This is a genomic window from Roseicyclus marinus, from assembly GCF_036322625.1.
GTDB classification, from domain to species: Bacteria; Pseudomonadota; Alphaproteobacteria; order Rhodobacterales; family Rhodobacteraceae; genus Roseicyclus; species Roseicyclus marinus_A.
Genome location: NZ_AP027266.1, coordinates 3,478,454 through 3,491,619 on the forward strand (window position 1 = coordinate 3,478,454; position 13,166 = coordinate 3,491,619).

A 13,166-nucleotide genomic window follows, 5' to 3' on the forward strand; every position below is an offset into this window, starting at 1 on the left:
GCCGATCCCATCGGGAACCGGCCCGTGCCGTCATCACATCGCCGACATGGATACGGCAAAGCCCGTGATGCCGCCCATGCCCAGATCGGCCAGCATCCTGGCCGCGCCGGTGGACAGGTCGATGGCATAAAGCCCGGCATTGGCCCCGCCTTCCATCTGCAGCACGGCATAGGCCATGTCGGTGCCTTCCTCGGGCGACACGATGTCGAACCCGCCCATGCCGGACAGATCGGCGGCCATGCCCTCCACCGTGACGGGTGCGACCGTCATCAGCGTCCCGTCATTGTTGGCCAGCGTCACCAGCGCATCGGTTGCCGCATCCAGCGCATATTGCAGCGTGCCCGATGCCGTCATGCCGGCGATGGCATTGGTATAGGCATTGGCAAAGATCATGGGCGCAGCGCCCGCATTGGCATCGCCCATCCCATAGGCCAGATCGGTGAACCGCCGCAGCGATCCGGCGCGGGCGTCATTGTCGCCGAAACCTTCGGGGAAATAGACAAGGTTGTCGCCCGCCGAGGACACCACGCGCACCGCGTCGATGGCGTTGTTCAAATCGAAGCCTACCATCGCGCCCTCCGCGACCATGGCACCCTCCATCACGGTCGCCCCCAGATCGGTCATCGCGCCCGACATCGGGTCGATCCTGTAGACCGCGCCGTTGGTGTAACCCAACAGCTCGCCGGTCACGGGACGATAGGCGATGGCATCGACCGGCATGGCAAGGTCATGGGCCATCACCTCGCCCGGCATCGACAGGTCTTCCATCACCAAGAGCGTGGCCCCCTCATTGGCCAACGCATGGCCCATCAGGCTCATATGCCCATCGGCATGGGCGGGCAGGGCCAGCGCGGTCAGCAATCCGGCGGTGGTGAGTGTGCGTCGGGTCATCACGTCATCCTTTCAGGTCATCTGGATCGGAACGGGACGGCCTCTGCGCGCCCCGCGATACCCCAACCACGGCGCAAACCGGCCCGAGGTTTCAGCCCCGCGAAAGAATTCGGTTTCCAAGGTGCGGAAAAATGCGGCGCTGCGATGAATTTCCATGCGCCTGTCCGATGCTGCACCAGCCCCCACGCCGCGCCTGTCTTGACCGGGTAGGCCCCCGGCGTAGCCTCGACCCACCTGAACGCTGGAGAGCCCGATGCCGCGACCCGTTTCCCTCAAATCCGCCCTGATCCTCGCCCTTCCCCTTGCCACGCTTGCCGGGCAGGCGATGGCCCATACCGGCCATGCCGGTCATTCCGGCCTCATGGGTGGTTTCCTCCATCCGATGCTGGGGTGGGATCACCTTGTCGCGATGCTGGCCGTGGGTCTTTGGGCGGCCTCGCTCGGTGGTCGCGCGCTGTACGCGCTGCCTCTCGCCTTTCCGCTCGTGATGGCGCTGGGCGCGCTTGCCGGGATGGCGGGGATCGCCCTGCCGGGGGTCGAGGCCGGGATCGCCGCCTCGGGCGTGGTGCTTGGATTGCTCGTCGCCTTCGGCCTGCGTGCGCCGCTGTCTGTCTCCGTGGCGCTCGTCGGGGTGTTCGCCCTGTTCCACGGCCATGCCCACGGGACCGAGATGCCGGGGGGCTATGGCCCGCTTGCCTATGGCGCGGGCTTCGTCCTTGGCACGATGCTCCTGCATCTCGCGGGGCTGGGTCTGGGCCTTGCCGCGCGCTCGGGCGCGGGGCGGATGGCGATGCGCGCTGCGGGTGGGCTCATCGCCCTGACCGGCGCGGCTTTCCTTCTCGGGGCTGCCTGAGGCCTCAACTGACCGGGATGGACGGGTCGCAATTCAGCCGCACGTCCATCCCATAGGCTTGCAAGGGCGTGAAGGGATCGATCGAACTCGCCTCGATCCAGGTGTTGTCGATGCAGACATCCTGCGCCCAATTCCCGCCGTTGAAGCCGAAACCACCCTCCGCGCCGCAATCGTTGACCTCGCCATTGGCGTTCCATTCCTGGTAGGTCTGCTGGCTGCGGCTGCCCCCGGTCGGAAACATCAGGCTGCGCGTGTCGAAATGCAGCTCCCACGAGGTCTCGGGCGTCAGCATCTCGAGCGACCAGAAGCCGATGGGGAGACCGTCGCGAAACCCCTGGATGCGAAAGCCCGTCACCTGCGTCTCGTTGATGATCCCGGTGTTCAGAAGCGCCTCGGGAAATTCGATCTGGCCCTCCATCGTGTAACCATTCGCCCCGATCCAGCAGAACTGGAACCGGGCGCTCGCGGCAGCGGGCTGGGCGGCGACAAGGGCGATGGCGGACAGGGCGACAAGCTTGTTCAACATGCCCCAAAGGTCGAGCCGGGCACCCCTTCCGTCAAGCCCCGATCCTTACGGATGTCTAGCCGTTGTCCTTCAGGATCTCGCCCGCCAGGTACAATGACCCACAGATCAGCACCCGCGCCTGCGGGTCCTCGGCCGTGATGGTGGCAAGGGCTGCGGCGACGCTCTCGGCCTCATGGGCCTCCAACCCGGCGCGGCGCGCGGCGGCGGCGGTCTCGGTCGCTTGCAGGGTCGCGGCCTGACCGGGGATCGACACGGCATGAAGGCTTTGCGCCACCTTGCCCAGCGGCCTCATGTAGCCCGTCACATCCTTGGTGTTCAGCATCCCGCAGATCAGATGGGTGGGCCGTTCGGGCAATCCCGCCAACAGGGCCGCGATCGCATCGGCCGCATGCGGATTGTGCCCGCCGTCAAGCCACAGCTCGACCCCCGGCGCCGCCGCGACCAGGGGGCCGTGGCGCAACCGTTGCATCCGCGCGGGCCATGTCACATCGGTCATGGCGGCCTCGCAGGCGGCTTCTCCCATGCCAAGCGCGCGCAGCGCGGCCAGCGCCATGCCTGCATTCTCGACCTGATGCGCGCCCAACAGCGCGGGCTTGGGCAGGTCCAGAAGCCCCGCTTCATCCTCGAACACCAGCCGCCCCGCTTCCTCGCGCACATGCCAATGCTGGCCATGCGCGATGACGGGCGCGCCCAGCCGCGTCGCCTGCGCCTCGATCACCTCGAGCGCGGCATCCTGTTGCCGGCCGACGATCACGGGAACGCCGCGCTTGATGATCCCGGCCTTTTCCCCTGCGATCTGCGCCAGCGTCTCGCCCAGGTATTGCTGATGGTCCATGTCGACCGGCGTGATCACGCACAGCGCGGGCTGGTCGATGACATTGGTCGCATCCAGCCGTCCCCCCAGGCCCACCTCCAGCAGCGTGTAATCGGCGGGTGTTTCGGCAAAGGCGACAAAGCCCGCCGCCGTCGTGATCTCGAAAAACGTGATCGGATCCTGCCCATTGGCCGCCAGACACCGCTCCAGCGTCTCGACCAGCCGCGCCTCTTCGATCAGCGCGCCGGCCACCCGGATCCGCTCGTGGAACCGCGCCAGATGCGGCGAGGTATAGGCGTGACAGGTAAGCCCCGCCCCCTCCAGCCCCGCGCGGATCATGGCCTGGGTCGATCCCTTGCCGTTGGTGCCCGCCACATGGATCACGGGCGGCACCCGCCGCTCGGGATGATCCAGCGCCGCAAGGAGGCGATGCATCCGGTCCAGCGTCAGGTCGATGACCTTGGGGTGCAGCGACATCATCCGGTCAAGGAGGATGCCCGAATCCGTCGCGCTCACGGCTTGACCGCAACCTGTGCCGCGTCCGCGCTGTCGGGCGCGGGCAGGTCACCGGCCACGGCGGGCGGCAGCCCCATCAGCATCCGTGTGATCGTGATCAGCTCGTCGCGCAACTGCGCGCGCGGCGTCACACGGTCCAGCATCCCGTGGTCGAGCAGGTATTCCGCGCGCTGGAACCCTTCGGGCAGCTTTTCGCGGATCGTCTGTTCGATCACGCGCGGCCCCGCGAAACAGATCAGCGCATTGGGTTCGGCGATCTGGATATCGCCCAGCATCGCATAGGATGCCGTCACGCCCCCGGTCGTGGGATGCGTCAGGACCACGATATAGGGCAGGCCCGCTTCCTTCAGCATCTGCACCGCCACGGTGGTGCGCGGCATCTGCATCAGCGACAGGATGCCCTCCTGCATCCGCGCGCCGCCCGCGGCGGAAAACAGGACCAGCGGGCGTTTCAGCGCCACGGCCCGTTCGCAGGCCGCGATGATCGCATTGCCCACATACATGCCCATGGACCCGCCCATGAAGCTGAAATCCTGCGCCGCCGCCACGATGGGGGTGCGCCCGATCTTGCCCTCGGCGACCAGCATCGCCTCGGCCTCGCCGGTGGATTTCTGCGCGCTGCGCAGCCGTTCGGGATATTTCTTCTGGTCGCGGAATTTCAGCGGGTCGTCGATGGGCTTGGGCACCGCGACCTCGGCAAAGATGCCGCCGTCGAACAGCGCCTGGAACCGGGCGCGCGGCGTGATCGCCATGTGATGGCCGCAGCCGGTGCAGACGTTCAGCGCCTCGGACAATTCGCGATGGAACAGCATGGTTCCGCATTCGTCGCATTTCGTCCACAGGTTCTCGGGCATCTCGCGGCGCGAGAAGATCGAGTTGATCCGGGGCCGGACGTAATTGGTGATCCAGTTCATGCGGGGCTCCGCGCCATTCCGTGACAGGGGGTCAGATAAGGGAGACGGGGCAGGGTTGCAATCGGATCGCGGGCTTTGCGCTGTCCTGCCGACAAGGGGGCTCTGCCCCCGTCACCCGTTCCGGGTGCCTCCCCCGGGATATTTACGAAACGGAGAAACGGGGGCGGGTGGCAAAGCGGATGGCAAGCCAGATCGCCAGCGTCACCCCAATGCCCGTGACCAGCATCGGGCGCAGCTCGGCGGCGGGCACGCTGTCCATCGGCAGGGTGTAAAGCGCCAGTCCCGACAACGGACCCTCCAGCGCCAGGAACAGGATCGCCACGGCATTGTTGGCGAAATGAAAGCCCCAGGCCGCGCCGATCGTTCCCGTGCGCGCCGTCAGATCGGCGGCACAGAGCGCGAAAACGAACACTGCGCCAACCACGATCCACGCGTTCTCGCCCATGATCCCCGGTTGATAGTGCAAGAGCGCGAACAGCGCCGACGGCAGCACCATCCACATCACGGGCGAGGCGAAGCGCGCCGCCAGCTGCGTCTGAAGATAGCCCCGGAACAGGATTTCCTCGGCCCCGGTCTGCACGAGGATGCTCACCAGCGCCAAGGGCAGGAACGCCGCCCAAAGCCCCGGTTGCAGGTTTTCGACCGGCACCAGACCCGTGGGGATCAGCGCGGTCAGCCCGTTCAGCAGCGCGCAGATCAGGGCGGCGATGACGAAATGGCGCAACAGCCGCGCCCATGGCCCGAACAGCGAGGCCAGACTGCGCCGATGCAACAGCCGCGCGGCCAGCATCGGCCCAAGACCCATGCCGACAAAGGTCGACAGCACCAGAAGCGTCGCGGTCGGGGTTTCGGCGGCGGCCATCCGGCCCATCCACCGCGTCGCGCCCTCGAACCCGGCCACCGCGACCAAAAGACCGAAAATGACCGCGACACCCAGGACATAGACGACCGTGACCAGCACCAGCCCGGCACCAAGCCGCCAGAGCGCGGGATGTCTGCGTGCGGGGGCCACGAAATCCGCATGGGCGGCGTACTGCATCGATCCTGCCTTTTGCGGCTTTTGCTGCGGCGCACTTTAGATGGCCAAGGCAGCGGCGGCAATCGCGCTTGTCTGGCCCGCCCCCCGCGTCTATTCCGGGGGCAACGTGCCAGCCTTCACGCAGATACCAAAGGGAGAGCCCAAGCCATGTCGTCGGGCAAGCTAGACAAATCCAAACTTCCCAGCCGCCATGTGACCGAGGGGCCCGCGCGCGCCCCGCACCGGTCCTATTTCTATGCCATGGGGCTGAATGACGAGGAAATCCACCAGCCTTTCGTCGGCGTCGCCACCTGCTGGAACGAGGCCGCGCCCTGCAACATCGCGCTCAGCCGTCAGGCGCAATCGGTCAAGGTCGGCGTGAAAAAGGCCGGCGGCACGCCGCGCGAATTCACCACGATCACCGTGACCGACGGCATCGCCATGGGGCACGAGGGGATGCGCTCCTCGCTCGCCTCGCGCGATGCGATCACGGATACCGTGGAACTGACCATGCGCGGCCATTGCTATGACGCGCTTGTCGGTCTGGCCGGCTGCGACAAGTCGCTGCCGGGCATGATGATGGCGATGGTGCGGCTCAACGTGCCCTCCGTCTTCATCTATGGCGGCTCGATCCTGCCGGGTCGGCTCGATGGCAAGGACATCACCGTTCAGGACGTGTTCGAAGCCGTGGGCCAGCATCAGGCGGGCAATCTCTCGGACGAGGCGCTGGCGATCATCGAACGCGTCGCCTGCCCCAGCGCGGGCGCTTGCGGCGGCCAGTTCACCGCCAACACCATGGCCTGCGTCTCCGAGGCGATCGGCCTTGCGTTGCCCAATTCCTCGGGCGCGCCCGCACCCTACGAATCCCGCGACCAATACGGCATCGCCTCGGGCGAGGCGGTGATGAAACTGCTCGCCACGGGCCTCCGCCCGCGCGACATCGTCACCCGCAAATCGCTGGAAAACGCGGCCCGCGTCGTGGCCTGCACCGGCGGCTCGACCAATGCGGGCCTGCACCTGCCCGCCATCGCCCATGAGGCCGGGATCGATTTCGACCTCTTCGATGTCTGCGAGATCTTCAAGGACACGCCCTATTTCGTCGACATGAAGCCCGGCGGCCAATACGTGGCCAAGGACCTCTACGAGGTGGGCGGCGTGCCCGTCGTGATGAAGGAGCTGCGCAAGATCGGCCTGATCCACGAGGATTGCATGACCGTCACGGGCCGCACCATGGGCGAGGAACTCGACCTGATCGAGCGCGAAGCCGATGGCAAGGTCATCCACCCCGCGGCCACGCCGATCACGCCCACGGGCGGTGTCGTGGGCCTCAAGGGCAATCTCGCGCCCGACGGGGCCATCGTGAAGGTCGCGGGCATGTCCGCCGAGCAGCAGGTCTTCACCGGCCCCGCCCGCGTCTTCGAATGCGAGGAAGACGCCTTCGAAGCCGTCAAGAGCCGCGCCTACAAGGAGGGTGAGGTCATCGTCATCCGCAACGAGGGTCCGCGCGGCGGCCCCGGCATGCGCGAGATGCTGGCCACCACCAGCGCGCTCTCGGGTCAGGGCATGGGCAAGAAGGTGGCGCTGATCACCGATGGCCGGTTCTCGGGCGCGACGCGCGGCTTCTGCGTCGGCCATGTCGGCCCCGAGGCGGCGGTGGGCGGTCCCATCGGCCTGCTGAAAGACGGCGACATGATCACCATCAACGCGATCACCGGCGAATTGTCCGTGGCGCTGTCCGATGACGAGCTGGACGCCCGCCGCAAGGCATGGGCCGGCCCGCGCGAAACGATCTACGCCACCGGCGCGCTGTGGAAATACGCCCAGCTCGTCGGCCCTGCGGTCAAGGGCGCTGTCACCCATCCGGGTGGCACCCACGAGAAACATGTCTACGCCGATCTCTGATCGCACCGAACCCAGGCCGGTCCCCGACCGGCCCCGACAGGCCGCCCGCGCGGCGGCCTGTCTTGTCGCAATGGCCCTCCTTGCGGGCTGCGGCGGCGGCTTTCTTCTCGATCCCGGGGCCAATGCCCCGACCCAGGTCGCGGTGACCCAGGACCTGGTCGTCGTCACCGGTCCCGAGGGCTATTGCGTCGACCCGACCGCCACCCGCAACAGCGAGGACACGGGCTTCGTCCTTCTGGGCAATTGCGCCGCCATCGCCAATTCCCGCCGGGTGGTGCAACCCGCCACCCCCGCCGTCCTGACCGCCGCTGTCGCCGCACCCTCTGGCGGGGGGCGGCTTGCCGACAGCATGGCCGATCTGGATGCCTTCTTCCGCTCCGAGGACGGTTTGCGCCTGATCAGCCGCGCAGGCGATCCCGCAAGCGTCACCATCCTCGAAACCCAGATCGAGGGCGAGGTCTTCCTTCTGCATGCGACCGACACCAGCGCAGGCGCCATCGACGGCGTGCAGCCCGATTACTGGCGCGCCTATCTCGACATCGGCAACCGGCTGGCCACGCTTTCGGTCATCGCGCTCGAGGATCGCGCGCTCTCCCGCGAGGAAAGCCTCGAAACCCTGCGCGGCTTCGTGGCGGCCGTCCGACAGGCGAATATCCCGCCCGCCCTTGGCAGCGATCCGCAGGCGATCCCCCCCGTTCCCGCCGCCCCGGCGTCTCTCCCCGGCACCGATGTTCCGCCCGAGGGCAGACGCCTCTTTAACGTCGGGCTGATTCGGCGCATTCTGGGATAAGGTCTGGTTCAGTATCGAGTATGGTGTGTGATGGGCAACGAAGGCTTCGGATTCCTGGATCGCTTCGGCATGTCGCGAACGCTGGCCCGCTGGGCGCGCGCCCTCCAGATGCCCGGTCTCTTGCCGGCGCGTGATCTCGCCACGCTTCATGCCGACATGGTCACGACACGCGACCGCATCGACACGCTGGCCTCCCGCGCGCAGATCGAATTGCAGCTGCGCGGCAATGCCGACGAAGGGATCGACCGCCCCGAACAATGTGACTGGGCCGCCCGCGCCGCCCCCTGGCGGCAGAAACTCGCGCCGCGCGGGCAATTGCGCCCCGCCTCGCCCCATCCCGTCGGCAGCGGGATGACCCTGTTCCACGATGCGGCCAACCCCGATCTCCTCTTGCGGCAGGACCCGGCGCCGCCGGACCTGCGCGGCCCGCTCTTCGCCCTCGTCTTCGAGGTCTACCGCTTCGACGGCTCCTTCATCTCGCTGGTGCAGGACCTGCCCGAAAGCGCCATCCAGGGCCTGACCCGGCACCATGTCCTGTCCGTCGACCTGCGCATGACCCGCGAACACCCGATCGAGGTCTATGCCCGGCTCAACGTCCAGCATGGCCCCAACCAGGAACAGATCGTCCGCCAGCTCACCTTCCACGAGGACAGGGGCCGCGCCGAATTCGATCTCGCCTATACCAAGATCAATGAAAAGCGCATCGAAAAGGCCTGGCTCGACCTGATCCTCGAAAGCCCGGAAATGAACCGCATCGCGATCCTCGACATGGTCGTGGTCCGCGCCCCGCGCGCCGATATCTGAGACCGGGTAAAGCCATGTCCGACATCTTGCTGACCCGCGTCCGTTTCCAGGGGGGCCGTTACGAGGCGCTTCTCGACGCGGCCGGCCCCCCCGGCCTCGAAGCGGTGCACCAGGGCAAGATCATCGCCGTGGCCGAACTTTCCGCCGAAGAGGGTGTGCCGAACCGCCATCGAGTAATGCTCGACCTGCCCGCCACCGTTCTGGGCGCGGGGGTGCAGGTCATCACCCTGCGCGCCACCGGATCGGGGCAGGTTCTGGACCGGATCACGCTCTTGTCCGGCGATGCGCTGGACGAGGATATCCGCGCCGAACTCGCGCTCCTGCGCGACGAGCTCGAAATGCTCAAACACGCCTTCCGCCGCCATTGCGCCGATACCGCAGGGCGCTGATCCGGACCCCCCTGACGCCGCGTTCCGCGTGACATGCGCGCCGCATCCCGGTTACCTGCACGTCAATCCGTCACGCAGGGAGGGACGCATGACACAGGCCACCTATCCCCATCTCCTCGCGCCGCTCGACCTGGGCTTCACCACGCTCAGGAACCGCGTGCTCATGGGCTCCATGCACACCGGGCTCGAGGAAACCGGCGATTGGCCCCGCGTCGCGGCCTTCTACGCCGAACGTGCGCGCGGCCAGGTCGGCTTGATCGTGACCGGCGGCATGGCCCCCAACCGCGAGGGCGGCGTTTTCCCCGGCGCGGCTGGCCTCTTCACGTCCCAAGACATCGCCAATCACCGCATCGTCACCGATGCCGTCCATGACGCGGGCGGCAAGATCGCGATGCAGATCCTCCATGCCGGGCGCTACGCCTATTCCCCCGATTGCGTCGGCCCCTCCCCGGTCAAATCCCCCATCTCCCCCTTTCCGCCCCGCGAACTGGACGAGGCGGGGATCGAGAAACAGATCACCGACATCGTCACCGCCGCCACCCGCGCGCGCGAGGCCGGCTATGACGGGGTCGAGATCATGGGGTCCGAGGGGTATTTCCTCAACCAGTTCCTCGTGACCCATACGAACAAGCGCACGGACCGCTGGGGTGGCGCTTTCGAGAACCGGATGCGCCTGCCGGTCGAGGTCGTGCGCCGCACCCGCGCCGCCGTGGGCCCCGATTTCATCCTCATCTACCGCCTCTCGATGATCGACCTGATCCCCGACGGCTCCACCCATGACGAGGTGGTCCAACTGGCGCGAGCCGTCGAGGCGGCAGGCGCCACGATCCTCAATACCGGCATCGGCTGGCACGAGGCGCGCATCCCCACCATCGCCACCTCCGTCCCGCGCAAGGCCTTCGCCTGGGTCACGCAGAAACTGATGGGCCAGGTGGGCATCCCCGTCATCACCTCGAACCGCATCAACACCCCCGAAATCGCCGAAGAGGTTCTGGCCACGGGCTGCGCCGACATGGTGTCCATGGCCCGCCCCTTCCTCGCCGATCCCGATTTCGTGGCCAAGACGATGGCAGGCCGCGCCGCCGAAATCGCCCCCTGCATCGCCTGCAACCAGGCCTGTCTCGATCACACTTTCTCGGGGCGTCTCACCTCCTGCCTCGTGAATCCCCGGGCCTGCCACGAAACCGAATTGCGCTACGATCCCGCGCCCGCGCCCAAACGCATCGCCGTGGTGGGGGCAGGGGCGGCGGGCATGGCCACCGCTATCATCGCCGCGGAACGCGGCCATGCCGTGACGCTCTGGGACAAGGCGGCAGAGGTCGGCGGCCAGCTCAACATGGCCAAGACCATTCCCGGCAAGGAAGAATTCATCGGCCTCGTCGACTGGTTCGCCACGATGCTCGACCGTCGCAATATCGCGCTGCACCTCGGCACCGCGCCCAGTGTCGCCGACCTGCGCGATTTCGACGAGGTGGTGATCGCCACCGGCGTCATCCCCCGCGACCCCGGCATTCCCGGCCAGGATGGCGCGAACGTGCTCTCCTATGTCGATGTGCTGGCCGGAAAGGCCCCGGTCGGCCCCCGCGTCGCCGTCGTGGGCGCGGGCGGCATCGGCTTCGACATGGCCGAATTCCTCGTCCATTCGGGCGACAGCCCGACCACCGCGCCCGAGCTTTGGCGCCGCGAATGGGGCGTCGCCGACCCCGCCCGTCATCGCGGCGGCCTCGCCCCCGAAGGCCCCCGGCCCGAGGCACCGGCCCGACAGGTCGTGCTGCTCCAGCGCAAGGCCGAAAAGCCCGGCAAACGGCTGGGCAAGACCACCGGCTGGATCCACCGCGCCAGCCTCAAGATGAAAGGGGTCAGGATGGTCACCGGCGTCAATTACGAAAGGATCGACGCGCAGGGCCTCCATGTCACCTTCGGCGAAACGCGCGAAAACCCGACCCTGATCGAGGTCGACACCGTGGTGCTATGCGCGGGACAAGAGGTGAACCGCAGCCTTGCCGATGCGCTGATCGAGCATGGCATCCCCTGTCACGTCATCGGCGGCGCGGATGTGGCCGCCGAACTTGACGCCAAACGCGCCATCGACCAGGGCGCTCGGCTCGCGGCGGCGCTGTAAAGAGGGGGCTCTGCCCCCGTCGCCAGAGGCGACGATTCCTTAGTGAGGGGGCTCTGCCCCAGTCGCCAGAGGCGACGATTCCTTAGTGAGGGGGCTCTGCCCCCGTCGCCCCTTGGGCGACTCCCCCGGAGTTTTTCTGCCAAGATGAAAAAGGACGCGAAGGGTGTCACCCCGCGCCCGGCCTTGGCGGATTGGCTACCGCTTTGTCCGGGTCACGGGGCTTCTTCACCTTGGACGCCGAATCGCTCTCCAGCTATCGGCGCAGGGCCAATCTCGCCCATTAACCTTAACGCGCGGTTTACAGGGGCAAGCGCGCCCGCCCCTTCATCTTGGCCGGAAAACTCCCGCCGGAGGCTCCCGCAGCCTGCCACGGGCGGCGGGTTCGGGGCTCAGCCCTTGAGCCGCCGGTTGCGCGCCGCGATCAGCTTCAGCCGCAGCGCGTTGAGCTGGATGAAGCCCTGCGCATCCTTCTGGTCATAGGCGCCTGCATCCTCCTCGAAGGTCACATGCGCCTCGGAATAGAGCGACCGGTCCGACCAGCGCGCCACCGTCCGCGCCGATCCCTTGTAGAGCTTCACGCGCACCGTTCCCGACACGTGCTCCTGGCTCTTGTCGATCAGCGCCTGCAGCATCTCCCGCTCGGGCGAGAACCAGAAGCCGTTGTAGATCAGTTCCGCATAGCGCGGCATGATCGAGTCCTTCAGGTGGCCCGCCCCGCTGTCGAGCGTGATCTGCTCGATCCCGCGATGCGCTTCGAGCAGGATCGTGCCGCCGGGCGTCTCGTAGATGCCGCGCGATTTCATGCCCACGAAGCGGTTTTCCACGAGGTCGAGCCGCCCCACCCCATGCTTGCCGCCCAGCTCGTTCAGCCGTGTCAGGATCGTGGCGGGCGACATGGCCACGCCGTCGATGGCCACCGCATCGCCGCGCTCGAAGGTGATCTCCACCATCTCCGCCTGATCGGGCGCATCCTCGGGATGGATTGTCCGCTGGTAGACGTAATCGGGCGCTTCCTCGCCGGGGTTTTCCAGCACCTTCCCCTCGGAGGAGGTGTGCAAAAGGTTCGCATCGACGCTGAAGGGCGCCTCGCCGCGCTTGTCCTTGGCGATGGGGATCTGGTTGGCCTCGGCGAATTCCAACAGCCTGGTGCGCGAGGTCAGGTCCCACAGCCGCCAGGGCGCGATCACCTTGATCTCGGGGTTCAGCGCATAGGCCGACAGCTCGAACCGCACCTGGTCATTGCCCTTGCCGGTCGCGCCATGGCTGACCGCATCGGCCCCCTTCATCGCCGCGATCTCGACCAGCCGCTTGGAAATCAGCGGCCGCGCGATCGAGGTGCCCAGCAGGTAGAGCCCCTCGTAGAGCGCATTGGCCCGGAACATCGGAAAGACGAAATCGCGCACGAATTCCTCGCGCAGATCCTCGATGAAGATGTTTTCCGGCTTGATGCCCAGCATCTCGGCCTTCTTGCGCGCGGGCTCCAGCTCCTCGCCCTGGCCCAGATCGGCGGTGAAGGTCACGACCTCGCAGCCATATTCCGTCTGCAACCATTTCAGGATGATCGAGGTGTCGAGACCGCCGGAATAGGCAAGAACGACCTTCTTCGGTGCAGACATGGGGCAGGCTC

General features: G+C 67.0%; 12 protein-coding genes. 6 read left to right on the forward strand and 6 right to left on the reverse strand.

The features are described 5' to 3' along the window. Nucleotides 1-33: 33 nt before the first annotated feature. On the reverse strand, nt 34-891 hold the full coding sequence (locus AABA51_RS16770; RefSeq protein ID WP_338273242.1) for a DUF4394 domain-containing protein: 858 nt from the start codon (nt 889-891) through the stop codon (nt 34-36). A gap of 253 nt (nt 892-1,144) precedes the next feature. On the opposite strand from AABA51_RS16770, the gene AABA51_RS16775 reads away from it, so the two are divergent. Continuing rightward, nucleotides 1,145-1,744 (forward strand): HupE/UreJ family protein, encoded by a 600-nt coding sequence (locus AABA51_RS16775; RefSeq protein WP_338273243.1) that lies wholly within the window; start codon nt 1,145-1,147, stop codon nt 1,742-1,744. A gap of 4 nt (nt 1,745-1,748) precedes the next feature. On the opposite strand, the gene AABA51_RS16780 is transcribed toward AABA51_RS16775, so the two are convergent. The 4 genes from AABA51_RS16780 to AABA51_RS16795 form a co-directional block, all read right to left on the reverse strand. Next, nucleotides 1,749-2,270 carry a hypothetical protein gene (locus AABA51_RS16780; RefSeq protein WP_338273244.1) on the reverse strand — a complete coding sequence of 174 codons (522 nt, stop codon included), beginning with the start codon at nt 2,268-2,270 and terminating at the stop codon, nt 1,749-1,751. Nucleotides 2,271-2,325: 55 nt separating this feature from the next. Continuing rightward, nucleotides 2,326-3,600 carry a bifunctional folylpolyglutamate synthase/dihydrofolate synthase gene (locus tag AABA51_RS16785; protein WP_425328823.1) on the reverse strand — a complete coding sequence of 425 codons (1,275 nt, stop codon included), beginning with the start codon at nt 3,598-3,600 and terminating at the stop codon, nt 2,326-2,328. Further along, nucleotides 3,597-4,514, reverse strand: coding sequence for an acetyl-CoA carboxylase, carboxyltransferase subunit beta (gene accD / locus AABA51_RS16790; protein ID WP_338273245.1), 918 nt, complete (start codon nt 4,512-4,514; stop codon nt 3,597-3,599). The genes AABA51_RS16785 and accD overlap by 4 nt, the downstream gene beginning before the upstream one ends. Nucleotides 4,515-4,656: 142 nt before the next feature. After that, nucleotides 4,657-5,553 carry a CPBP family intramembrane glutamic endopeptidase gene (locus tag AABA51_RS16795; RefSeq protein ID WP_338273246.1) on the reverse strand — a complete coding sequence of 299 codons (897 nt, stop codon included), beginning with the start codon at nt 5,551-5,553 and terminating at the stop codon, nt 4,657-4,659. A 147-nt stretch (nt 5,554-5,700) separates the two neighbouring features. Here AABA51_RS16795 and ilvD point away from each other — a divergent pair, with 147 nt between their 5' ends. From ilvD to AABA51_RS16820, 5 genes are all read left to right on the forward strand, one after another. Then, the gene (ilvD, locus tag AABA51_RS16800) at nt 5,701-7,434 is read left to right on the forward strand and encodes a dihydroxy-acid dehydratase (RefSeq protein WP_338273247.1); all 1,734 of its coding nucleotides are present in this window, start codon (nt 5,701-5,703) and stop codon (nt 7,432-7,434) included. Next, nucleotides 7,415-8,224 carry a hypothetical protein gene (locus tag AABA51_RS16805; RefSeq protein WP_338273248.1) on the forward strand — a complete coding sequence of 270 codons (810 nt, stop codon included), beginning with the start codon at nt 7,415-7,417 and terminating at the stop codon, nt 8,222-8,224. The genes ilvD and AABA51_RS16805 overlap by 20 nt, the downstream gene beginning before the upstream one ends. A 30-nt stretch (nt 8,225-8,254) precedes the next feature. Then, the gene (locus tag AABA51_RS16810; RefSeq protein ID WP_338273249.1) at nt 8,255-9,028 is read left to right on the forward strand and encodes a DUF6478 family protein; all 774 of its coding nucleotides are present in this window, start codon (nt 8,255-8,257) and stop codon (nt 9,026-9,028) included. A gap of 14 nt (nt 9,029-9,042) precedes the next feature. After that, on the forward strand, nt 9,043-9,417 hold the full coding sequence (locus AABA51_RS16815; protein WP_338273250.1) for a hypothetical protein: 375 nt from the start codon (nt 9,043-9,045) through the stop codon (nt 9,415-9,417). 88 nt (nt 9,418-9,505) lie between these two features. Continuing rightward, the gene (locus AABA51_RS16820) at nt 9,506-11,539 is read left to right on the forward strand and encodes an FAD-dependent oxidoreductase (protein ID WP_338273251.1); all 2,034 of its coding nucleotides are present in this window, start codon (nt 9,506-9,508) and stop codon (nt 11,537-11,539) included. Nucleotides 11,540-11,928: 389 nt separating this feature from the next. On the opposite strand, the gene AABA51_RS16825 is transcribed toward AABA51_RS16820, so the two are convergent. Then, on the reverse strand, nt 11,929-13,155 hold the full coding sequence (locus tag AABA51_RS16825; protein WP_338273252.1) for an argininosuccinate synthase: 1,227 nt from the start codon (nt 13,153-13,155) through the stop codon (nt 11,929-11,931). Nucleotides 13,156-13,166 lie beyond the last annotated feature (11 nt).

Excerpts from the sequence above, each read along its gene's own strand:
- AABA51_RS16770 (WP_338273242.1), bottom strand. The coding sequence starts at position 891 with ATGACCCGACGCACACTCACCACCGCCGGATTGCTGACCGCGCTGGCC.
- AABA51_RS16775 (WP_338273243.1), top strand. The coding sequence starts at position 1,145 with ATGCCGCGACCCGTTTCCCTCAAATCCGCCCTGATCCTCGCCCTTCCC.
- AABA51_RS16780 (WP_338273244.1), bottom strand. The coding sequence starts at position 2,270 with ATGTTGAACAAGCTTGTCGCCCTGTCCGCCATCGCCCTTGTCGCCGCC.
- accD (WP_338273245.1), bottom strand. The coding sequence starts at position 4,514 with ATGAACTGGATCACCAATTACGTCCGGCCCCGGATCAACTCGATCTTC.
- AABA51_RS16795 (WP_338273246.1), bottom strand. The coding sequence starts at position 5,553 with ATGCAGTACGCCGCCCATGCGGATTTCGTGGCCCCCGCACGCAGACAT.
- ilvD (WP_338273247.1), top strand. The coding sequence starts at position 5,701 with ATGTCGTCGGGCAAGCTAGACAAATCCAAACTTCCCAGCCGCCATGTG.
- AABA51_RS16805 (WP_338273248.1), top strand. The coding sequence starts at position 7,415 with ATGTCTACGCCGATCTCTGATCGCACCGAACCCAGGCCGGTCCCCGAC.
- AABA51_RS16810 (WP_338273249.1), top strand. The coding sequence starts at position 8,255 with ATGGGCAACGAAGGCTTCGGATTCCTGGATCGCTTCGGCATGTCGCGA.
- AABA51_RS16815 (WP_338273250.1), top strand. The coding sequence starts at position 9,043 with ATGTCCGACATCTTGCTGACCCGCGTCCGTTTCCAGGGGGGCCGTTAC.
- AABA51_RS16820 (WP_338273251.1), top strand. The coding sequence starts at position 9,506 with ATGACACAGGCCACCTATCCCCATCTCCTCGCGCCGCTCGACCTGGGC.
- AABA51_RS16825 (WP_338273252.1), bottom strand. The coding sequence starts at position 13,155 with ATGTCTGCACCGAAGAAGGTCGTTCTTGCCTATTCCGGCGGTCTCGAC.